At 74.6% G+C, this 19,652-nt stretch carries 22 protein-coding genes and 4 tRNA genes; 17 read left to right on the top strand and 9 right to left on the bottom strand.

Annotation, left to right across the window (positions count from 1 at the left end):
* Positions 1-38: 38 nt before the first annotated feature.
* The 3 genes from ACRYM6_RS05210 to ACRYM6_RS05200 are packed head-to-tail and all read left to right on the top strand — an operon-like array spanning position 39 to position 3,191.
* Complete coding sequence (locus tag ACRYM6_RS05210) at positions 39-1,424, top strand: FAD-dependent oxidoreductase (protein ID WP_432541642.1); 1,386 nt, start codon at positions 39-41, stop codon at positions 1,422-1,424.
* Between the two features lies 1 nt (position 1,425).
* Positions 1,426-2,229: an electron transfer flavoprotein subunit beta/FixA family protein gene (locus ACRYM6_RS05205; RefSeq protein WP_432541641.1), complete on the top strand. Its 804-nt coding sequence runs from the start codon at positions 1,426-1,428 to the stop codon at positions 2,227-2,229.
* Positions 2,226-3,191 carry an electron transfer flavoprotein subunit alpha/FixB family protein gene (locus tag ACRYM6_RS05200; protein WP_432541640.1) on the top strand — a complete coding sequence of 322 codons (966 nt, stop codon included), beginning with the start codon at positions 2,226-2,228 and terminating at the stop codon, positions 3,189-3,191. The genes ACRYM6_RS05205 and ACRYM6_RS05200 overlap by 4 nt, the downstream gene beginning before the upstream one ends.
* A gap of 40 nt (positions 3,192-3,231) precedes the next feature.
* Here the strand turns inward: ACRYM6_RS05200 and ACRYM6_RS05195 are convergent, their stop codons facing one another.
* Entirely contained in the window at positions 3,232-4,470 is a 1,239-nt protein-coding gene (locus ACRYM6_RS05195) for a PP2C family protein-serine/threonine phosphatase (protein ID WP_432541639.1), read from the bottom strand.
* A 165-nt stretch (positions 4,471-4,635) separates the two neighbouring features.
* Here ACRYM6_RS05195 and htpX point away from each other — a divergent pair, with 165 nt between their 5' ends.
* On the top strand, positions 4,636-5,517 hold the full coding sequence (htpX, locus tag ACRYM6_RS05190; RefSeq protein ID WP_432541638.1) for a zinc metalloprotease HtpX: 882 nt from the start codon (positions 4,636-4,638) through the stop codon (positions 5,515-5,517).
* A gap of 39 nt (positions 5,518-5,556) precedes the next feature.
* Here the strand turns inward: htpX and ACRYM6_RS05185 are convergent, their stop codons facing one another.
* Positions 5,557-6,516 (bottom strand): alpha/beta hydrolase family protein, encoded by a 960-nt coding sequence (locus ACRYM6_RS05185; protein ID WP_432541637.1) that lies wholly within the window; start codon positions 6,514-6,516, stop codon positions 5,557-5,559.
* A 1-nt stretch (position 6,517) separates the two neighbouring features.
* Positions 6,518-7,009: a YajQ family cyclic di-GMP-binding protein gene (locus tag ACRYM6_RS05180; protein ID WP_432541635.1), complete on the bottom strand. Its 492-nt coding sequence runs from the start codon at positions 7,007-7,009 to the stop codon at positions 6,518-6,520.
* Between the two features lie 107 nt (positions 7,010-7,116).
* On the opposite strand from ACRYM6_RS05180, the gene ACRYM6_RS05175 reads away from it, so the two are divergent.
* From ACRYM6_RS05175 to ACRYM6_RS05140, 8 genes are all read left to right on the top strand, one after another.
* A tRNA-Tyr gene (locus ACRYM6_RS05175) sits at positions 7,117-7,198 on the top strand.
* Positions 7,199-7,291: 93 nt separating this feature from the next.
* A tRNA-Thr gene (locus ACRYM6_RS05170) sits at positions 7,292-7,363 on the top strand.
* A gap of 28 nt (positions 7,364-7,391) precedes the next feature.
* A tRNA-Met gene (locus ACRYM6_RS05165) sits at positions 7,392-7,464 on the top strand.
* A 150-nt stretch (positions 7,465-7,614) separates the two neighbouring features.
* On the top strand, positions 7,615-7,782 hold the full coding sequence (gene rpmG / locus ACRYM6_RS05160) for a 50S ribosomal protein L33 (RefSeq protein ID WP_106209674.1): 168 nt from the start codon (positions 7,615-7,617) through the stop codon (positions 7,780-7,782).
* Between the two features lie 32 nt (positions 7,783-7,814).
* The gene (locus ACRYM6_RS05155) at positions 7,815-8,276 is read left to right on the top strand and encodes an FAS1-like dehydratase domain-containing protein (RefSeq protein WP_432541634.1); all 462 of its coding nucleotides are present in this window, start codon (positions 7,815-7,817) and stop codon (positions 8,274-8,276) included.
* A complete protein-coding gene (locus ACRYM6_RS05150; protein ID WP_432541633.1) occupies positions 8,273-8,680 on the top strand; it encodes a MaoC/PaaZ C-terminal domain-containing protein in 408 nt (135 codons plus the stop codon). The genes ACRYM6_RS05155 and ACRYM6_RS05150 overlap by 4 nt, the downstream gene beginning before the upstream one ends.
* Positions 8,677-9,900 carry an MFS transporter gene (locus tag ACRYM6_RS05145; RefSeq protein ID WP_432541632.1) on the top strand — a complete coding sequence of 408 codons (1,224 nt, stop codon included), beginning with the start codon at positions 8,677-8,679 and terminating at the stop codon, positions 9,898-9,900. The genes ACRYM6_RS05150 and ACRYM6_RS05145 overlap by 4 nt, the downstream gene beginning before the upstream one ends.
* Entirely contained in the window at positions 9,897-10,955 is a 1,059-nt protein-coding gene (locus ACRYM6_RS05140) for a UDP-N-acetylmuramate dehydrogenase (protein ID WP_432541630.1), read from the top strand. The genes ACRYM6_RS05145 and ACRYM6_RS05140 overlap by 4 nt, the downstream gene beginning before the upstream one ends.
* On the opposite strand, the gene ACRYM6_RS05135 is transcribed toward ACRYM6_RS05140, so the two are convergent.
* From ACRYM6_RS05135 to ACRYM6_RS05110, 6 genes are all read right to left on the bottom strand, one after another.
* Positions 10,952-11,332, bottom strand: a complete 381-nt coding sequence (locus ACRYM6_RS05135) for a GntR family transcriptional regulator (RefSeq protein ID WP_432541629.1) — start codon at positions 11,330-11,332, stop codon at positions 10,952-10,954. The genes ACRYM6_RS05140 and ACRYM6_RS05135 overlap by 4 nt on opposite strands.
* The gene (locus tag ACRYM6_RS05130) at positions 11,329-12,222 is read right to left on the bottom strand and encodes a hypothetical protein (protein WP_432541628.1); all 894 of its coding nucleotides are present in this window, start codon (positions 12,220-12,222) and stop codon (positions 11,329-11,331) included. The genes ACRYM6_RS05135 and ACRYM6_RS05130 overlap by 4 nt, the downstream gene beginning before the upstream one ends.
* Positions 12,223-12,263: 41 nt before the next feature.
* Positions 12,264-13,328: an adenosine deaminase gene (locus ACRYM6_RS05125; RefSeq protein WP_432541627.1), complete on the bottom strand. Its 1,065-nt coding sequence runs from the start codon at positions 13,326-13,328 to the stop codon at positions 12,264-12,266.
* A 56-nt stretch (positions 13,329-13,384) separates the two neighbouring features.
* On the bottom strand, positions 13,385-14,014 hold the full coding sequence (locus tag ACRYM6_RS05120) for a response regulator (RefSeq protein ID WP_432541626.1): 630 nt from the start codon (positions 14,012-14,014) through the stop codon (positions 13,385-13,387).
* Positions 14,011-15,234: a sensor histidine kinase gene (locus ACRYM6_RS05115; RefSeq protein WP_432541625.1), complete on the bottom strand. Its 1,224-nt coding sequence runs from the start codon at positions 15,232-15,234 to the stop codon at positions 14,011-14,013. Before ACRYM6_RS05115 ends, ACRYM6_RS05120 begins: the two co-directional genes overlap by 4 nt.
* Positions 15,235-15,373: 139 nt before the next feature.
* Positions 15,374-16,615: a pyridoxal phosphate-dependent aminotransferase gene (locus ACRYM6_RS05110; protein WP_432541624.1), complete on the bottom strand. Its 1,242-nt coding sequence runs from the start codon at positions 16,613-16,615 to the stop codon at positions 15,374-15,376.
* 128 nt (positions 16,616-16,743) lie between these two features.
* Between ACRYM6_RS05110 and ACRYM6_RS05105 the strand changes: the two genes are divergently transcribed.
* The 5 genes from ACRYM6_RS05105 to rplA all read left to right on the top strand — a co-directional run bounded on the left by ACRYM6_RS05105 (position 16,744) and on the right by rplA (position 19,529).
* A tRNA-Trp gene (locus ACRYM6_RS05105) sits at positions 16,744-16,816 on the top strand.
* A 73-nt stretch (positions 16,817-16,889) separates the two neighbouring features.
* Positions 16,890-17,123, top strand: coding sequence for a preprotein translocase subunit SecE (secE, locus tag ACRYM6_RS05100; protein WP_432510259.1), 234 nt, complete (start codon positions 16,890-16,892; stop codon positions 17,121-17,123).
* 65 nt (positions 17,124-17,188) lie between these two features.
* Positions 17,189-18,118 (top strand): transcription termination/antitermination protein NusG, encoded by a 930-nt coding sequence (gene nusG / locus ACRYM6_RS05095; RefSeq protein ID WP_432541623.1) that lies wholly within the window; start codon positions 17,189-17,191, stop codon positions 18,116-18,118.
* A 183-nt stretch (positions 18,119-18,301) separates the two neighbouring features.
* Entirely contained in the window at positions 18,302-18,733 is a 432-nt protein-coding gene (gene rplK / locus ACRYM6_RS05090; RefSeq protein ID WP_432510257.1) for a 50S ribosomal protein L11, read from the top strand.
* A gap of 79 nt (positions 18,734-18,812) precedes the next feature.
* Complete coding sequence (rplA, locus tag ACRYM6_RS05085; RefSeq protein ID WP_432541622.1) at positions 18,813-19,529, top strand: 50S ribosomal protein L1; 717 nt, start codon at positions 18,813-18,815, stop codon at positions 19,527-19,529.
* The last annotated feature ends 123 nt before the right edge of the window (positions 19,530-19,652 follow it).

The raw sequence follows: 19,652 nt of genomic DNA, 5'->3' as shown, positions 1-19,652 counted from the left end.
GCCAGACGATTCCTCGAGCGATAGGGACACCGAGAGCTGTGACCGATTCGAACCGTCCGCTGCGCGTCGCCGTCGTGGGAGCCGGACCGGCCGGGATCTACGCCTCGGACATCCTCTCCAAGGCCGACCTGTCGGCGTCCGGCTTCGACGGGGTGAGCATCGACCTCGTGGAGCGGCTGCCCGCGCCGTTCGGCCTGGTCCGCTACGGCGTCGCCCCCGACCACCCCCGCATCAAGCAGATCATCGTGGCCCTGCAGAAGGTCCTGGGCCGCGGGGACATCCGGCTCCTGACGAACGTCGACTTCGGCACCGACGTGGGCCTGCAGGACCTGCAGCGCTTCTACGACGCCGTCGTCTTCTCCACCGGCGCGATCCGCGACGCCCCGCTCACGATCCCCGGCGTCGACGCCCCGGAGAGCTTCGGCGCCGCCGACTTCGTCTCCTGGTACGACGGGCACCCCGACTACCCGCGCGAGTGGCCGCTGGACGCCGCCAGCGTGGCCGTCCTCGGCGCCGGCAACGTCGCCCTCGACGTGGCCCGGGTCCTGGCCAAGCACGCCGACGACCTGCTGCCCACCGAGATCCCGGACAACGTCTACGAGGGCCTGAAGTCCTCCAAGGTCACCGACGTGCACGTCTTCGCCCGCCGCGGCCCGGCGCAGGTGAAGTTCTCGCCGCTGGAGCTGCGCGAGCTCGGCCACGTCCGCGACGTCGACGTCCTCGTCGACCCGGAGGACTTCGAGTTCGACGAGGGCAGCGAGCAGGCCATCGCGGCGTCCAACCAGACCCGGCAGGTCGTCAAGACGCTGACGGACTGGACGCTGAAGGAGGGGGAGTCGACGGCCTCGCGCCGCATCCACCTGCACTTCCTGCACGCCCCGGCCGAGATCGTCGTCGGCGCCGACGGGCACGTCACGGGCCTGCGCACCGAGCGCACCCGCCTCGTGGGCGACGGCACGGTCGAGGGCACCGGCGACGTCCACCACTGGGACGTCCAGGCCGTCTACCGCGCGGTGGGGTACTTCGGGTCCCCGCTGGAGGGGCTGCCGTTCGACGAGCTCAAGGGCGTCGTGTCCAACCACGAGGGCCGCGTCCTGGAACCGGGCGGCGACACCGTCGCGGGCGTCTACGTCACCGGCTGGATCAAACGCGGCCCGGTCGGGCTCATCGGGCACACCAAGTCCGACGCCTCCGAGACGATCAGGCACCTGGTCTCCGACGCCGCGCAGCTGCCCCGCGCGGCCGAGCCGGACCCGCAGGCCGTCCTGGACTTCCTGGGCGGCAAGGGCGTCGACGTCCTGACCTGGACCGACTGGGAGAGCCTGGACGCGTTCGAGCGGGCGCTGGGCGAGCCGCACGGCCGCGAGCGCGTCAAGGTCGTGTCCCGCGAGGACATGATCAAGGCCTCGCGCGGGATCGCCTGACGTGCGCGTCGTCGTCTGCGTCAAGCACGTCCCCGACCTGCAGTCCCCGCGGTCCCTCGGCGAGGACGGGCGGCTGGTCCGCGGCGGGGACGACGACACCCTCAACGAGCTCGACGAGGACGCCCTCGAGGCCGGTCTGCGCACCGCCGAGGCTGCCGGGTTCCCCGGCGAGGGGCACGACGTCACCGTCCTGACCGTGGGCCCGGCCCCCGCCGTGGAGGCCCTGCGGCGCGGGCTGGCGATGGGCGCCTCGACCGCCGTGCACGTCACCGACGAGGCCGTCGCCGGGTCCGACGCGATCGCCACCGCCCGGGTGCTGGCGGCGGCCGTCGCGAAGCTGCACGCCGAGCAGCCCGTCGACCTGGTGGTCGCGGGGATGGCCGGCCTGGACGGGCTGACGTCCCTGGTGCCCGCCGCGCTGGCCGAGGTGCTGGGCTGGCCCCAGCTCACCCTGGTCGACCGCGTCAGCGTCGCCGACGGCGTGGTGAGCGTCCGCCGGGAGACCTCCACCCACGTCGAGGAGCTCACCGCGCCCGCCCCGGCGGTGCTGTCGGTGACCGACCAGGCCTTCCGCCCCCGCTTCCCGAACTTCAAGGGGATCATGGCCGCCCGCAAGAAGCCGGTGACCACCTGGTCGCTGGCCGACCTCGGCCTCGACCCCGCCGCGGTGGGCCCGGACGGGTCCACCACCCGCGTCGTGGAGGCCGCCGAGCACCCCGAGCGCACCGGCCGGGTGCTCGTCACCGGCGACGCCGAGACGGTCCCGGCGCTGGTGGACTACCTGTCGCAGAAGGGTTTCGCGTGACCATCGCAGTCCTGGTCGACCACACCGACGGCTCCGTCCGCAGCACCTCCCTGGAGCTGCTCACGGCCGCCCGCGGCCTGGGGCAGGAGGTGCACGCCGTCTGGATCGGCGACGACCCGCAGACCGGGGTCGTCGCCGCGCACGGCGCCGACGTCCTGCACCGGGTCACCGTGACCGGCGCCGACGAGCAGCTCACCACCTCCGTGGTCGACGGGGTGCAGACCGTCCTGACCGCGGTCGGCGACGTGTCGCTGCTGCTGGTCGCCTCCACCTTCGAGGGCAAGGAGGTCGCGGCGCGGCTCGCGGTGCGCACCGGGGCCGGCGTCGTCACCGGGGCCCGCGCCGTGGAGCTCACCGACGGGCGCTGGAGCGCCCGCAAGACCGTCCTGGCCGGGTCCTGGGACACCACCTGCGCCGTGACCGGGCCGCTGGCCGTCGTCGCGCTGTCCCCGCACGCCGTGCAGGCCGCCCCGCTCGCGGTGGCCGCCGAGGCGCGCGTCGTGGAGCACTCCGTGCAGGCGTCGGCCGCCGCCCGCGCGGTCACCGTCGTCTCCCGGTCCCCGCGCCCCCGCTCGGACCGCCCGGCCCTGGCCGAGGCCGAGGTCGTCGTCGTCGGCGGCCGCGGCGTGGAGGGCGACTTCAGCGCCGTCGAGGAGCTCGCCGACGTCCTCGGCGCGGCCGTGGGCGCCACCCGCGTCGCGACCGACGAGGGGTGGATCGGGCACGAGGCGCAGGTCGGGCAGACGGGCGTGACCGTCTCCCCGCGGCTGTACGTCGGCGCGGGCGTCTCCGGCGCCGTGCACCACAAGGGCGGGATGGCGGCCTCCGAGGTCGTCGTCGCCATCAACAACGACCCCGACGCCCCGATCTTCGAGTTCGCCGACTACGGGATCGTGGGCGACCTCGGCGAGGTGCTGCCCGCGCTCACCGCGCAGCTGCGCGCCCGCCGCGAGCAGGCCTAGGGCACGGTCCGCGCGCCGCGGGGCACCCCGGCGCGCGGGCTCAGGACACGTCCCGCACGGCCAGCACCGCGCAGTCGTCCTCGCTGTTGGCGACGTGCTCGGTGACCAGTTCCCCCAGCAGCGTCTCCAGCGGCTCGGTGTGGGTCCGTTCCAGCCCGGCGCGCAGGACGAGGATGCCGGCGCCCACGTCCCGGCCGCGGCGCTCCACCAGGCCGTCGGTGTACAGCACCAGCGTCCCCCCGGGCGGCCAGGGGCGGCAGTGGTCGTGCCGGGGCCGGTCCGGGAGCACGCCCAGGGGCAGGTCCGGTTCCTCCTGCAGCACCGTGGAGCGGCCGCGGGCGTCCACCAGCACCGGCGGCGGGTGGCCCGCCGTCGTCCACCGCACCCGCCGGTCCGGTCCGGGGGCGTCGAGCCGCACGACCGCCATGGTGGCCAGGGTCTGGTCGCCCAGGACGTCCAGCACGTGGTCGAGGCGGCTGACCAGCGCCGCCGGGTGCTCCTCGGGGTGGTCGACGGCCAGGGCGCGGAACATCGAGCGCACCCGGCCCATCCGCGCCGCCGCCTCCGTGTCGTGGCCGGCGACGTCCCCGATGAGCAGCAGGACGCCGCCGTCGGGCAGCGAGATGGCGTCGTACCAGTCCCCGCCGACCTGCTCGTCCGTCGTCGACCACGGCAGGTAGCGGCTGGCGATCTCCAGCCCGGGCAGCACCGGCAGCTCGGGCAGCATCGCGGCCTGCAGCGTGTGCGCGACGTCGCGGCGCTCGCGGTACAGCTGGGCGCGGCGCGCGGCCTGCGCGGTGGCGTCGGCGACCGCCGTCGTGAGCACGGCCTCGTCCGGGTCGAAGGCGCGGTCGGCGTCCCAGGCGATGGTCAGCGCCCCGATGCGGAAGCCGCCGGAGATGAGCAGCGGCAGCACCACGCCGCAGCGCAACCCGGTGCGCTGCAACGCCCTCGCCGTGCCCGGGTAGGCGGCGGCCAGCTCCTCGGGGGAGGTGAACCGCAGCGGCTGCCCGGAGCGGGCGACGCGGTGCGCGGGGCTGTCGAGGTCCAGGGGCAGCCGCAGCCACCCGTGCTCGGTGTGGTCGTCGAGCTGGCCGAGGGCGGGGGTCGTCAGCCACGGCCCGTCGATCATCGACACCGACGTGAACGCCGCCCCGAGGTCCTTGCCCAGCACGTCCCGCACGGCGAGCGCCACGTCCTCGACGCTGTCGGTGGCGGCCAGCGCGGTGGCCAGGGACAGCAGCGTCCCGGCCCGTCGCTCGGCGGTGCCCGTGTTCACCGTGAACCCCCGTCAGGTGTCGTCCGCCGGACACCCGACGTGCTGGGAAGTCACTCACAGTCCGGCCTCGTGACGCAACTGCCCTTCCCGGGGCGCCGCACCGGAACGCGCGGGCCGCCTGCGGCGTTCTGCCTGCGAGAACGTCGGCACGGGGGAAGGGACCGGATGCACCGGCACCACAACGGCTTGAAGACGGCCGTGCTGTTCGGCGCGATCTGGGCGGTGCTGCTGCTCATCGGCGGTCTGCTCGCCTCCTCCTTCGACGCGCCGGTGATCCTGCTCGTCTTCCTGCTCGTCGGGATCGGCACCTCGGCCTACGGGTACTGGAACTCCGCGACCCTCGCCCTGCGGGCCATGCGCGCGCGCCCCGTCTCGGAGGCCGAGCAGCCCGCGATGCACCGCATCGTCCGGGACCTGTCGACCGCCGCCCGCCAGCCGATGCCGCAGCTGTACGTCTCGCCCACCATGGCGCCCAACGCCTTCGCCACCGGCCGCAACCCCGAGAACGCCGCCGTCTGCTGCACCGAGGGCATCCTGCAGCTGCTCGACGAGCGCGAGCTGCGCGGGGTCCTGGGCCACGAGCTCATGCACGTCTACAACCGCGACATCCTCACCAGCTCGGTCGCGGGGGCGCTCGCGGGCGTCATCACGTCCGTCGCCCAGTTCGGGCTGTTCTTCGGGTCGATGCTCGGCGGCGGCCGCGACGAGGACCGGCCCAACCCGCTGGCGGTGCTGCTGCTCTCGCTCATGGCCCCGCTGGCCGCGACCGTCATCCAGCTCGCCATCTCCCGCACCCGCGAGTACGACGCCGACGAGGACGGCGCGAAGCTGACGGGCGACCCGCTCGCGCTGGCCTCGGCGCTGCGCAAGCTGGAGCTGGGCACCCGCCAGCTGCCGCTGCCGCCCGAGCGCGAGCTGGTGAACTCCAGCCACATGATGATCGCGAACCCGTTCCGCGGGCAGGGGGTGGCGAAGCTCTTCTCCACCCACCCGCCCATGGCCGAGCGCATCGCCCGCCTGGAGGCCCTGGCCGGGTACCGGCGCTGACCCGGCGCCGACCCGGGCTGGACCGGTCGGCCCGGGCCCTCAGGCCAGCCGCTGCTCCAGCCAGGCCCGGAACAGCGGCACGATCGGCCCGCCCGGGTCCTTGCCCGCGACGTGGTCCGCGCCGTCGACGAGCTGCTCCTCGACGGTGTCGCCGGCCGCGGTGACGGCGTCGACGAAGAACTGCGTCTGGGAGTAGGGGACCACCTCGTCGGCGGTGCCCGCCCCGGCCCACAGCGGGATGCCGTACGGCGCCCGGCGGGACGGGTCGCCCAGGGCGAACCGGTCGTCCACCTCCGCGGGGGACCCGCCGAACAGGCCCACGACGTTGGCGTCCTCGCCGTAGGCGACCGAGGGGTGCAGCACCCCCGACAGCGACGCCGCCAGCGCCGGTTCGACCTTCGGGTCGGCCCCGGGGGCGCCGGACGGCAGCGTGCCCCGCGAGGCGGCCCACATCGCCAGGTGCCCGCCGGCGGAGTGCCCCACGAGGCAGACCCGCTCCAGCGGGAGCGAGAACTGCGTCGCGGCGACGGCGGCGAGGTCGACCGCGGTGGCCGTGTCCGTGAACGTCGTGGGCCACCCCCCGCCGTCGCCGAACCCGCGGTAGTCGACGTTCAGGGTCGGGTACCCGCGGGTGACGAGGTCGCCGACGAGGTCGTTGATGTCGCGGCGGTCGTAGCCGGCCTCCCAGCCGCCGCCGTGCACGACGACGACGAACGCGTCCCGCCGCTCGCCGGTGGGCAGCCACAGGTCGCTGACCTGCCGGTAGTGGTCCCCGTAGCGGTAGACGGTCCGCTGCGTGGAGCTCAGGCCGCTGGGCACGAAGCTCGGGTCGGTCTCGGCGTCCGGCGCGCCGGTGGCCGTCGCCGTGGCCGTCGCCGTGGGCGTCGCGGTGGTGGTCGCGGTCGTGGCGGCGGGCTCGGGCTCCCCGCCGGAGCAGCCGGCGAGGACGCCGCCGGTCAGCGCCAGCCCCAGGAGCGCGCGGCGGTCCAGGTCCGGCACGTCAGCGGTAGTTGACGAACTGGAGCGCGACGTCGAGGTCGGCGCCCTTGAGCAGCGCGATGACCTCCTGCAGCTCGTCGCGGCTCTTGGAGGTGACGCGCATCTCGTCCCCGGTGATCTGCGTCTTGACGCCCTTGGGGCCCTCGTCGCGGATGATCTTCCCGATCTTCTTCGCGACGTCCTGGGCCAGGCCCTCCTTGAGGCCGGCGGTGATCCGGTACTCCTTGCCGGAGGCGACCGGGTCGGACAGGTCGAGCACCTTCAGGGAGACGCCGCGCTTGACCAGCTTGGTCTGCAGCACGTCGAGGACGGCGTTCACGCGGTCCTCGGAGTTGGCGACCATGACGATCGACTCCCCGCTCCACCTGACGTCGGCGCCGACGCCCTTGAAGTCGTAGCGCTGGGCGATCTCCTTCGCGGCCTGGTTGAGCGCGTTGTCGACCTCCTGGCGGTCGACCTTGCTGACGACGTCGAACGACGAGTCGCTGGGCACGGTGGGGGTCCTCCTGAGGTGGTCCGGGCTGGGGCTGCCGGGGTCGGTTTCCGTGAACCGCCCCGGGCTTGCTATCGTCTCACCGTCGCCAGCTCGCTGGTGGCACTGGCGGGTTGCCCGAGCGGCCAAAGGGAGCGGATTGTAAATCCGCCGGCGTAGCCTACGTTGGTTCGAATCCATCACCCGCCACGTCGCGAGTCGCGACCCGGTGCTCGTCCCGAGCACCGGGTCGTGGCGTGTAAGGTCATCACAGACCGCGCACGCGGCAGTGCACGACGCAACGCCCCGATAGCTCAGTGGTAGAGCACTTCCTTGGTAAGGAAGAGGTCTCGAGTTCAATCCTCGATCGGGGCTCGCAGCCGGCGGCCTCCGCCGGACGCACGGCGGGGTAGCTCAGTTGGTAGAGCAAGCGGCTCATAATCGCTGTGTCGCCGGTTCAAGTCCGGCCCTCGCTACAGCGCACGACAGCCCCGAGCGGTCGCCCTCCCCGGGTGGCCGCTCGTCGCACGTTCGGGCGTTGCGCGCTCGTCGCGTACCCTGGAAGGCAGATCGGCGGCGCACTCGACCGCCCGCGTTTCACGACACTGAGGAAGAGGCACCCGGCCGTGGCCAAGAGCACCGACGTCCGCCCGAAGATCACCATGGCTTGCACCGAGTGCAAGGAGCGGAACTACATCACCAAGAAGAACCGTCGGAACGACCCCGACCGTCTCGACCTGGCGAAGTTCTGCCCGCGCTGCGGCAAGAAGACCACGCACCGCGAGACCCGCTGACCCTCCGTCCCGCCGAGGGAGAACGCACCGCCGTGACGACCGTCAACGTGGACGAGTCCTTCGCGGGTCGCGTCTACCCCCCGACCGGTACGACCACGGTGACCGCCGACGCGGTCCGGGCCTTCGCCCGGGCCGTGCGGGCGGCCCACCCCAGCCACCACGACACCGCCGCGGCCCGCGAGCTCGGGCACGCCGACGTCGTCGCCCCGCCAACCTTCGCCGTGACCCTCGCCCAGGCCGCGGAGGCGCAGTTCGTCTCCGACCCCGCCGCCGGGATCGACTTCACCCGCGTCGTGCACGGCGAGGAGCAGTTCACCCACCACCGCCCGATCGTGGCCGGGGACGAGCTGACCGCCGAGGTCCACGTCGACCGCGTGCGCGTCGTGCGCGGCAACGCCATGGTCACCACCCGCACCGAGCTCGCCCTCACCGACGGCACCCCCGTGACGACCGTCACGTCGATGCTCGTGGTGCGGGCCCCGGAGGAAGCGTGAGCGTCGAGGTCGGCACCGAGCTGCCCACCGCCCGGTACGAGCTGTCCCGCGAGGACCTGCGCACCTACGCCGAGGCCTCCGGGGACCGCAACCCCATCCACCTCGACGAGGCCACCGCGCGCTCGGTCGGCCTGCCCGACGTCATCGCCCACGGGATGCTGACGATGGGGCTGGCCGGGACCGTCGTCGCCGACTGGGCGGGCGACCCCACCCGGGTCCTGTCGTACGGCACGAAGTTCACCGCACCCGTCGTCGTGCCCGCCGGTGAGAACGCCGTCGTCGACGTCACCGGCACCGTCGTCGCCCGCGACGACGCCGCCGGCACCGTCGAGGTCGACCTCACCGTCACCAGCGGCGGCACCAAGGTCCTCACCCGCGCGCGAGCGGTCGTCAAGCTGCCGTGAGCGCGGCCTCGCCCGCCGCGTCGCGCGCGAGGACGGCCGTCTACGCGGCCTTCGTCCTCAACGGCTTCGCCTTCGCGTCCTGGGCCTCGCGCATCCCCTCGGTGCGCGACACCCTGGACCTCAGCGCGGGCCGCCTCAGCCTGCTCCTGCTCGCGCTGTCCCTCGGCTCGGTCCTGACGATGCCGCTGGCCGGGGCCGTGGTGCTGCGCATCGGCCGCGCCCGCACCGTGCTGGCCGGCGCCGGCGCCGTCGCGGCCGGGATGGCGCTGGCCGCCCTCGCCGTCGACGGGCTGCACAGCCTGCCGCTGGCCGCGGTCGGGCTGTTCGTGCAGGGCGCGGGCACGGCCAGCTGGGACGTCGCGATGAACGTCGAGGGCACCGTCGTCGAGCGGCGCCTGGACCGGGCGATCATGTCCCGCTTCCACGCCGGCTACAGCTTCGGCACCGTCGTCGCGGCCGGGCTCGCCGTCCTGCTCGTGCGCGCCGGGCTGCCCACCTGGGTGCAGCTGGGCGCCACCGCCGTCCTGGCCCTCGCCGGCGCCGCGGTGCTGGTCCGCTCCTTCCTGCCCGACGCCGCCCCGGAGGAGGACGCGCCGGCGGGCATCTCGCTGCGGCGGGCCTGGACCGAGCCGCGGACCCTGCTCATCGGCGTCATGGTCCTGGGGATGGCGTTCGTCGAGGGCACCGCCAACGACTGGCTGGCCGAGGGCCTCGTGGACGGCCACGACGTCGCCCACGAGGTCGGCGTCGCCGGGTTCGCCGTCTTCGTCACCGCCATGACGCTGGGCCGCCTCGCCGGGCCGGTCGTCCTGGCCCGCGTGCCGCGCGTCCTGGCGCTGCGGCTGTGCGCGGGCCTGGCCGTGGCCGGGATCCTGCTCTTCGTGCACGCCCCCGGCGTCCCGCTGGCCGTGGTCGGCGCCGCGCTGTGGGGGGTGGGGGCCGCCCTCGGCTTCCCGCTGGGCATGACGGCCGCCGCCGACGAGGAGGTCAACGCCGCCGTCCGGGTCAGCGTCGTGTCCTCCGTCGGCTACGCCGCCTTCCTGGCCGGCCCCCCGCTGCTGGGTTTCCTGGCCGACCGCGTCGGCGTCCTCGACGCGGTGACCGCGGCCGCGGTCCTGGCCGCGCTCGCCCTGGTGGTCGCCGGCTCGGCGAGGCCGCACCGCGACGGGGTGGCCCTCGGTGCGGGGAACCGGGCGGCGGACGGCAAGCTGTCCTCGTGACCTCCCTGGCTGACCTGACCACCCTGCACGTCGGGGGCCCCGCCCGCCGCCTCGTCGAGGCCGCGACGGAGACCGAGCTGGTCGAGGCCGTCGCCGCCGCCGACGCCGCGGGCGAGCCCCTGCTGCTGGTGGCCGGCGGCTCGAACCTGCTGGTCGCCGACGACGGCTTCCCCGGGACCGTCGTGCACGTCGCGACGCGGGGGTTCTCCGTCGCCTCCCAGGACGCCTGCGGCGGCGGGGTCGTGACCGTCGCGGCCGGGCACCGCTTCGACGACCTGGTCGCGACGGCCGTCGAGCGCGGCTGGGGTGGGATCGAGGCGCTGTCCGGCATCCCCGGCAGCGTCGGCGCGACGCCGGTGCAGAACGTCGGCGCCTACGGCCAGGAGGTCGCGCAGACCGTCGAGACCGTCCGCACCTGGGACCGCGCGGAGCGGCGGCAGCGGACGTTCGCGGCGGCCGAGCTGGGCTTCGGGTACCGCACGTCGCTGCTCAAGCGGTCCCGCGTCGCGCTGGCCGGGTCGCACGCCGAGAGCCGCTACGTGGTGCTGGACGTGACGTTCCAGTTCCCGATGCGGCCCGCGCCGGTGCGCTACCCGGAGCTGGCCCGGCGCCTCGGCGTCGAGGTGGGGCAGGTGGCCCCGGCGCGCGCCGTGCGCGAGGCCGTCCTGGAGCTGCGCGCCGGCAAGGGGATGGTGTGGGACCCGGCCGACCGCAGCGACCACGACACGTGGAGCGCGGGCTCGTTCTTCACCAACCCGGTCCTGACGGCGGACGCCGCCGACCGGCTGCCGGCGGACGCGCCCCGCTTCCCGGCGGGGGAGGGGCGGGTGAAGACCTCCGCCGCCTGGCTCATCGACCGGGCCGGCTTCGGCAAGGGCTTCGGCGCCCCCGGTCCGGCGACGCTGTCGACGAAGCACACGCTGGCGCTGACCAACCGGGGGTCGGCGACCGCCGAGGACCTGCTGGCCCTGGCCCGCACGGTCGCCGACGGCGTGGAGCAGCGGTTCGGCGTGCGGCTGGTCAACGAGCCGGTGCTGGTCGGCGCCTCCCTCTAGGTCCGGCTGCGCCCCACGCTGACCAGCGCCGCGCGGACGACGTCGAGGGCCTGGTCGGGGCTGAGCCCGGACGACAGCGCCCGTTCGACGAACCCCTCCGCCGCCCACCGGACGTCCTCCTCCACGCTGACCCCGGCCGTCACGACGGTCCCGGTGCGCCGCCGCGAGGCGACCGTCCCGGCGAGCTCGAGCTCGCGGTAGGCGCGCTGGACGGTGCCGACGGCCAGGCCGAGGTCGGCGGCGAGCGCCCGCGCCGCGGGCAGCCGGTCGCCCTGGCGCAGGGCGCCGGTGGTGACCAGGACGGTGACCTGCTCGCGGATCTGCTCGTAGGCGGGGACGGCGGAGTGCGTGTCGACCAGCAGGCGCAGTCCGCTCACGCGAGCACCGCCTCCGCAGGGGCGCGTAGGCCGCGGGCCGGGACGGCGAGCACGACCAGCCCCAGCAGGACGAGCACGAACCCGGTGGTCACCGTGGCGCTCTCCAGCCCGGCGAACGGCCCGGGGGACGGGGTGCCGGTGGCGTCGTAGCGCGTGCCGTACAGCCCGACGGCGTGGTGCCACAGCACGACGAGCACCCCGGCCGTGCCGAGCAGGGCCGAGGCCGTGATCCGCAGCACCCGGTGCCCGGCCGCCCGGCGCAGGGCGGCGTCGACGGCCGGGTCGGCGCAGGGGACCGCAGGCCTCCCCGGGATGCGCCCGAGGACGGCGCAGGTCGCCGCGACGCACAGCGCGGTCGCGATCAGCACCGGCACCGCGACGGCCGCGCCGGGGAAGGGGTCGGCGCTGGAGCTGGAGTTCGGGGTGGTCCACAGGTAGGTGCTCGTCCAGCCGTCGGTCACCACCAGGCCGCCGGTGCAGGTGAGCAGGACCACGGACGTCCCCAGGAGCGCGGCGACGGTCAGGACGGGCGGGGTGCTGTGCCGCACCGAGCGCGCGGTGAGCCCCGCGCCCCGGACTCGGCCGGTGGGGCGGGGCCAGCTGAGCTCGCCGTGCAGCGCGACCGCGGCGTGCCCGGCCGCGGCGGCCGGGACGGCGGCGAGGACCAGGCCCGGGGCGGCGAGCTCGACGCCGGTCGCCACCAGCGCCGCCCCGACGAGCAGCCCGGCCGCGACGGCGCCGGCCGACCACCGCAGGCCCCGCGCTCGCGCCGCGGCCACCGGCAGGGGCAGCGCCCGGGGGTGGACGTCCCCGCGGGCGAGCACCAGCGCGGCCAGCAGACCGGCCAGGGCGAAGGCCACGGGGGCCAGGACGAGCAGGGGAACAGCCACGGGGGACCTCCGCGAGTCAATGAGTCAACTCATTGAGTCAATCACACGGTGAGGTGGTCCGTCGTCCGTTGCGCGACGTCCTCACCCTTCCCGGTCAGCCAGTCGTCCACCTCCGCGTGCCACCGCCGCTTGAGGTCGGCCGGCGCCCGGGAGGCGCTGATCGACGCCTTCGCCAGCCCGGCCAGCCCGGCGTCGTCGAACCCGTGGTCCTCGCGCGCGCTGCGGTACTGCGCCGCCAGCCGGGGCCCGAACAGCAGCGGGTCGTCCGCGCCCAGCGCCACGGTCGCGCCCGCGGACACCAGCTGCCGCAACGGGACGCGCTCCAGCTCGGGGTAGACGCCGAGGGAGACGTTGCTCGTCGGGCACACCTCCAGGGCCACCCCGGCCTGCACGACCCGCTCCAGGACGGCGGGGTCCTCGCCGCTGCGCACGCCGTGGCCGAGGCGGTCGGGCCGCAGCGCCGCCAGGGTCGCCTCGACGTGCGCCGGCCCCAGCAGTTCCCCCGAGTGCGGGACGCAGGCCAGCCCCGCGGCGCGGGCGATGTCGAAGGCCCCCGCGAACTCGGCCGTGTCCCCGCGCCGCTCGTCGTTGGACAGGCCGAACCCCACGACGGTGCCGGGGCCCTGCCCGGCGTAGCGCGCGGCCAGCCGGGCCAGCGTCCGCGCGTCCAGCGGGTGCCGGGTGCGGCTGGCCGCCACGACGACCGCGACCGACGTCCCCGTCAGCGCGGTGGCCTCCCGCGCGGCGTCCAGGACGATCTCCAGGGCGGGGGTGAGGCCGCCGACGTGGACGGCGTAGCTCGTGGGGTCGACCTGCAGCTCCAGCCACCGCGACCCCTCGGCCGCGTCGTCGGCCGCGGCCTCGAGCACGATCCGGCGCATGTCGTCGGCCGTGCGCACGCACGCGCGGGCCGCGTCGTACAGCCGCTGGAAGCGGAACCAGCCCCGCTCGTCCGGCGAGAGGGTGATCATCGCCTGGGAGCTCAGGGTGGCCGGCAGCCGGGTGCCGTGCCGGTCGGCGAGGTCGAGGAGGGTGCTGGGTCGCATCGACCCCGTGAAGTGCAGGTGCAGGTGGGCCTTCGGCAGGGTCTCGACCGCGCGTGTCACGCTCCGTGAGTCTGCCAGCACGTCGAGTCCCCGTCTCGGGATCACCGCCGCGGCGCTCAGACCGGTGGGGGGAGCAGACCGCGCCGGATCGCCACCGTCACCGCGTGCGTCCGGTCGTCGACCCCCAGCTTCGCGAAGGCGCGCAGCAGGTGGGTCTTGACGGTCGCCTCCCCGATGAACAGCTCCCGGCCGATCTCCGCGTTGGTCGACCCCCGGGACACCGCCCCCAGCACCTCCAGCTCGCGGGGGGTCAGCGACTCCTGCGCCGGCGCCCGCAGCCGGGCCATCAGGCGCGCCGCGACCGGTGGGGCCAGCACCGTCTCCCCGCGCGCGGCCGCCCGCACCGAGTCCGCCAGCTGCGCCAGCGGGGTGTCCTTGAGCAGGTACCCCGTCGCCCCGGCCTCCACGGCCCGCACGATGTCGGCGTCCGTCTCGTACGTCGTCAGCACCAGCACGTGCACCGACGGGTGCTCGCGCCGGATCCGCTCGGTGGCGCTCGCCCCGTCCACCCCCGGCATCCGCAGGTCCATCAGCACGACGTCCGGCAGCAGCCGCGCGACCAGCTCCAGCGCCTCGCGGCCGTCCCCGGCCGACCCCACGACCTCCAGGTCGCCCGCCGTGGCCAGCAGCGCCTCCAGGCCCCCGCGCACCACCGGGTGGTCGTCGACCACCACCACCCGCGTCACGACGCCTCCCCGGCCGCGAGCGCCGGCACCGCGATGCGCAGCCGCGTGCCGCTGCCGGGCTCCCCGACCACCTCGAACACCCCGCCCGCCTCCTCGACCCGCCGCCGCATCCCCGCCAGGCCGAACCCGGTGGCCGTCTCCACGTCCGCGGCCCGGATGCCGACCCCGTCGTCGCGGACCTCGAGCGTCGCGCTGCCGTCGGCGCTGGTCAGCACGACCTGCGCGCTGCGCGCCCCGGCGTGCTTGCGGACGTTGCCCAGCGCCTCCTGCGCCGCCCGCAGCAGGACCACCTGCTGCGCCTTCGGCAGGGCCAGCGGGTCGTGGTCGGCGAGGACCACCTCGACCCGCACCCCGCTCTCCCGCGAGACGCGCTCGGCCAGCCGCTGCAGGGCCTCGCCCAGCGTGCCCGCGTCCTCCAGCCCCACCGGGCTCATCGCCGCGACCAGGGTCCGCGCCTCGGCCAGCCCGGCGCGGGCGGCCTCCTCGATGACCCCCAGCCGGCGCCGGGTGGCCTCGTCGGGGGCCGACGCCGCCGCCGACTGCGCCAGCAGCACGATGCCGGTGAAGCCCTGCGCCAGGGTGTCGTGGATGTCGGCGGCCAGCCGCGCGCGCTCGGTCGCGACCCCGGACTCGTGGTGCGCCGCAGCCAGTTCGGCGCGGGTGCTCTCCAGCTCGCCGATGAGCTCGGCCCGCACCTCGCTCTGCTCGACGACCTGGGAGATCCAGAACCCCAGCGCGCACGTGAAGGCCACCGAGACGAGCATCGAGACGGCCACGTCCACCGTCCGGGCCGCGTCGCCGTGGGCCAGGCCCATGCCCACGAGCCCCGCTCCGGCGGTGGCGACCGTCCAGGCCGTCCCCTCGCGGCGGGTGCGGGTGAAGACCCAGGTCTGCGGGAACGCGATGAAGAGCAGGAAGTTGAGCCGCGGCTCGCCGACGAGGGCGACGGCCAGGCCCGCCACGAGCACGGCGAGGTAGGCCCGGGGGCGCCAGCCGCGGCCGGGCACCGACCGGACGGCCAGCGCCGCGTACGCCGCCGTCACCCCCGCCAGCGCGAGCGCCGCCCACCCGCGCCCGGGGCTGTCGGAGACGACGAGCAGCGCCGCGGCGATGACGATGAACAGGGCGAAGGCCGCGTGCCAGCCCGGGACGCTGCGCACCCACCAGGAACGGGTGTGCGCGGCGGCACCGGGCGACCAGCGCTCCCGGGGTGTCGACACGTCCCCCATGGTGCCGCCCGGCCGGGTCCGGCGGTCACGTCCGGGCGGGGGAGCGGGCACCGGTCGAGCCTGCCGCCCGGCCGGCGCTCCCCGGCACCACCGCGTGCCGGGCGCGGCCGTCCACCGGGCGGCGTACGCGCTACTCCACCTCGGCCAGCAGGCGCTGGACGCGCTCGACGCCGGTGACGAGGTCGTCGTCGGCCAGGGCGTAGGACAGCCGCAGGAAGCCGCTGGGGCCGAACGCCTCGCCCGGGACCACGGCGACCTCGGCCTCGGTGAGGACCAGTTCGGCCAGCGTCGCCGAGGAGTCGATCCGGCGCCCGCGCAGCGAGCGGCCGATGAGCCCCTCGACGCTGGGGTAGGCGTAGAAGGCGCCCTGCGGCAGCGGGCAGGACACGCCCTCGATCGCGTCCAGCATCGAGACCATCGTGCGGCGGCGCCGGTCGAAGGCCTCGCGCATCGCCGCCACGGCGGTGAGGTCACCGGTCAGCGCCTGCAGCGCGGCGCGCTGGGACACGTTGGCGACGTTGGACGTCAGGTGCGACTGCAGGTTGGCGGCGCCCTTGACCACGTCGGCCGGGGCGATCATCCAGCCCACCCGCCAGCCGGTCATCGCGTACGTCTTGGCGACCCCGTTGAGGACGATGGTGGTGTCGGCGAGCTCGGGCACCTCCACGACGATGGAGGCGGCGCGCACGCCGTCGTAGACGAGGTGCTCGTAGATCTCGTCGGTGACGACCCAGACGCCGTGCTCCAGCGCCCACCGCCCGACCGCCCGGACCTCCTCGGGGGAGTAGACGGCCCCGGTGGGGTTGGAGGGGGAGTTGAACAGCAGGGCCTTGGTCCGCGGGGTGCGGGCGGCCTCGAGCTGCTCGACGGTCACCTTGTAGCCCTGCTCCAGCCCGGCGAAGACCTCCACGGCCACCCCGCCGGCCAGGCGGGCCGCCTCGGGGTAGGTGGTCCAGTACGGCGCCGGCAGCAGCAGCTCGTCGCCCGGGTCGAGGATCGCGGCGAACGCCTCGTAGACGGCCTGCTTGCCGCCGTTGGTCACCAGCACCTGGCCGGGGGAGACCTCGTACCCGCTGTCGCGCAGCGTCTTCGCCGCGATGGCCTCCTTGAGGGCGGGCAGTCCGCCGGCGGGGGTGTAGCGGTGGTTCGCGGGGTCCTGGCAGGCGGCGACGGCGGCGTCGACGACGGCCTGCGGCGTCGGGAAGTCCGGCTCGCCGGCGCCGAACCCGATGACCGGCCGGCCCGCGGCCTTCAGGGCCTTGGCCTTGGCGTCCACCGCGAGCGTCGCGGACTCGGCGATCCCGGCGACGCGGGCGGAGACGCGGGGGCGGGCGGCGGGCTGGGGACTCGTCTGCGCGGTCACGAAGGTCATCCTTCCACCCCCCTGCGGTCGACTGGTTCGACTCCCGGGCCCTGCGTCACCTATGGTGGTCGCGGCGGTCCCCGTACCGCCGTGCGTGAAAACGGTGGAGAGGCGCCCTGGTGGCCCGGCTCCGCTGAAGGGCAGTGGCGCAATTGGTAGCGCACCGGTCTCCAAAACCGGCGGTTGTGGGTTCGAGTCCCTCCTGCCCTGCGAGCACCACCGCGAGCCGGGTCTCCCGGCCGCGTCCGCAGAAGGCGAGCACACGGAAGCGGGGAAGCCCGAGGTGAGCCAGACGACGAAGGCCACGGCGGAGCCCGCCGAGGCCAAGAAGCGCACGGGGCTGCTCCTGTTCCTGCGCCAGGTCGTCGAGGAGCTGCGCAAGGTCGTCTGGCCGAGCCGGCGCGACCTGCTGAGCTACACCGGCGTGGTCCTGGTGTTCGTCGTGGTGATGATGCTCTTCGTCTCCTTGCTGGACTACGGCATCGGCAAGCTCATCCTGCTGGTGTTCGGGTCCTGACGAGCGCCGGTGCGCACCTGCCGGGTGCGCGCGAGTCCCGTATCCCGAAGGAAGCAGGTCAGCACGTGTCGGAGCAGTGGGGTCCCTCGGACGACGACAAGTCGGACGAGCAGTTCGACGCGACCCAGTCCTACGACGCCGAGGACGTCCGCGACGACGTCGAGGCGGACGCCGAGGCTGCCGACGAGCAGGCTGCTGACACCTCCGACGTGCCCGTCGGCGAGGCGCTGGACGCCCCCGGGGCCGAGCCGGAGGACGCCGGGGCCGGTGACGACGCCGTGTCCGGCGGGGCCGCCGACGACGCGCTGCTCGACGACGCCGTGGCCGTCGAGGCCGGCGAGGCCGGCGACGAGGCCCTCGACACCGGTGAGGGTGACCTCGACGAGGCCGAGGAGTTCCGCAAGAAGCTGCGTCGCGCTCCCGGCGAGTGGTTCGTCATCCACTCCTACGCGGGGTACGAGAACCGCGTGAAGACGAACCTCGAGACCCGCATGACCTCCCTCAACATGGAGGACTACATCTTCCAGGTCGAGGTGCCCATGGAGGAGGTCGTCGAGGTCAAGAACGGCCAGCGCAAGAACGTGCGCCGCGTCCGCATCCCCGGCTACGTCCTCGTCCGCATGGACCTGACCGACGAGTCGTGGGGCGCGGTCCGGCACACCCCGGGCGTCACCGGCTTCGTGGGCAACACCCACCAGCCCGTGCCGCTGTCGCACGACGAGATCTTCTCGATGCTGGCCCCCGCCCTGACCGCCAAGCCGCAGGCCGGCGAGAAGGCCGCGGCCAGCAGCGGCGGCACCGCGACCGCGGCCCCGACGCGGGTCGTGGACTTCGAGGTCGGCGAGTCGGTCACGGTCATGGAGGGCCCCTTCGAGACGCTCCCCGCGACGATCTCGGAGATCTCCGCGGACCGCCAGAAGCTCACGGTGCTCGTCTCGATCTTCGGCCGCGAGACCCCGGTCGAGCTGAACTTCAACCAGGTCGCCAAGATCTGAGGTCGTCGCCGCTCCACCGGACCCCCCGGCCCACGACGGGCCGGGGGGTCCGGTGCGTCCGGGGCGCCGCCGGTGTCGGCGCCGCGCCGCGGACCCCGTAGACTGGACGACGGCCTCCAACCACTCGTCGCCCGAACCGCGGGCACCGAAGGGCCGTTCACGCACCCGAGGAAGGGATCGCTCATGCCCCCCAAGAAGAAGGTCGCCGGGCTCATCAAGCTCCAGATCAAGGCCGGCCAGGCGACGCCCGCGCCGCCGATCGGTCCCGCGCTCGGTCAGCACGGCGTGAACATCATGGAGTTCTGCAAGGCGTACAACGCCCAGACCGAGGCCCAGCGCGGCAACGTCATCCCGGTCGAGATCACGGTCTACGAGGACCGCTCCTTCACCTTCATCACCAAGACCCCGCCGGCCGCCGAGCTGATCAAGAAGGCCGCCGGCGTGGAGAAGGGCTCCGGCGAGCCCCACGTGAAGAAGGTCGCCAACCTGACCAGCGCCCAGGTGCGCGAGATCGCGGAGCAGAAGCTCCAGGACCTCAACGCCAAGGACGTCGACATGGCCGCGCGCATCATCGCCGGCACCGCCCGCTCCATGGGCATCACCGTCTCCGACTGAGCACCCGCTCGGCCGGTCAACCCAGTGGCAGGGCCCGCGCGGCCCGTCCGACCACGAACTCCACCCCTGAGGAGCTGAAGTGAAGCGCAGCAAGGCCTACCGCGCAGCCGTCGAGAAGATCGACGCCGACGAGCTGTACGCCCCGCTGGACGCCGTCAAGCTGGCCCGCGAGACGTCGACCGTGAAGTACGACGCGACCGTCGAGGTCGCGTTCCGCCTCGGCGTCGACCCCCGCAAGGCCGACCAGATGGTCCGCGGCACCGTCAACCTGCCGCACGGCACCGGCAAGACCGCCCGCGTGCTGGTCTTCGCCGTCGGTGACCGCGCCGCGCAGGCCGAGGCCGCCGGCGCCGACATCGTCGGTGGCGACGAGCTCATCGACGAGGTGGCCAAGGGCCGCCTCGACTTCGACGCCGCCGTCGCCACGCCCGACCTCATGGGCAAGGTCGGTCGTCTGGGCAAGGTGCTGGGCCCCCGCGGCCTGATGCCGAACCCGAAGACCGGCACCGTGACCATGGACGTCGCCAAGGCCGTGTCGGAGATCAAGGGCGGGAAGATCGAGTTCCGCACCGACAAGCACGCCAACCTGCACTTCATCATCGGCAAGGCGTCCTTCGACGACACCCAGCTCGTCGAGAACTACTCCGCCGCCCTCGACGAGGTGCTGCGCCTGAAGCCGTCCTCCTCCAAGGGCCGCTACCTGCGCAAGGCGACCATCACGACGACGATGGGCCCGGGCATCCCGGTGGACCCCGCCCTCACCCGCAACCTGACGGGCGAGGCCACCAGCGCCTGATCCTGAGGCGCACCACCCGCGAGGGGGGGTCCCGGCCGGGGGCCGCCCGCGCGCGGGGCCCCGGCCCCGGGCCGCGCGTGGCGCGTTCCACCCCCGACAGCGAGTTAAATTTTAGGGTTAAGA

It is taken from the genome of Kineococcus rugosus, assembly GCF_050871975.1.
Classification (GTDB): Bacteria; Actinomycetota; Actinomycetes; order Actinomycetales; family Kineococcaceae; genus Kineococcus.
The sequence above is the reverse complement of the archived record's forward strand: the minus strand, read 5'-3'. Positions and strand labels throughout refer to the sequence as shown.

Excerpts from the sequence above, each read along its gene's own strand:
- ACRYM6_RS05110 (WP_432541624.1), bottom strand. The coding sequence starts at position 16,615 with ATGACCTTCGTGACCGCGCAGACGAGTCCCCAGCCCGCCGCCCGCCCC.
- htpX (WP_432541638.1), top strand. The coding sequence starts at position 4,636 with ATGCACCGGCACCACAACGGCTTGAAGACGGCCGTGCTGTTCGGCGCG.
- rplK (WP_432510257.1), top strand. The coding sequence starts at position 18,302 with ATGCCCCCCAAGAAGAAGGTCGCCGGGCTCATCAAGCTCCAGATCAAG.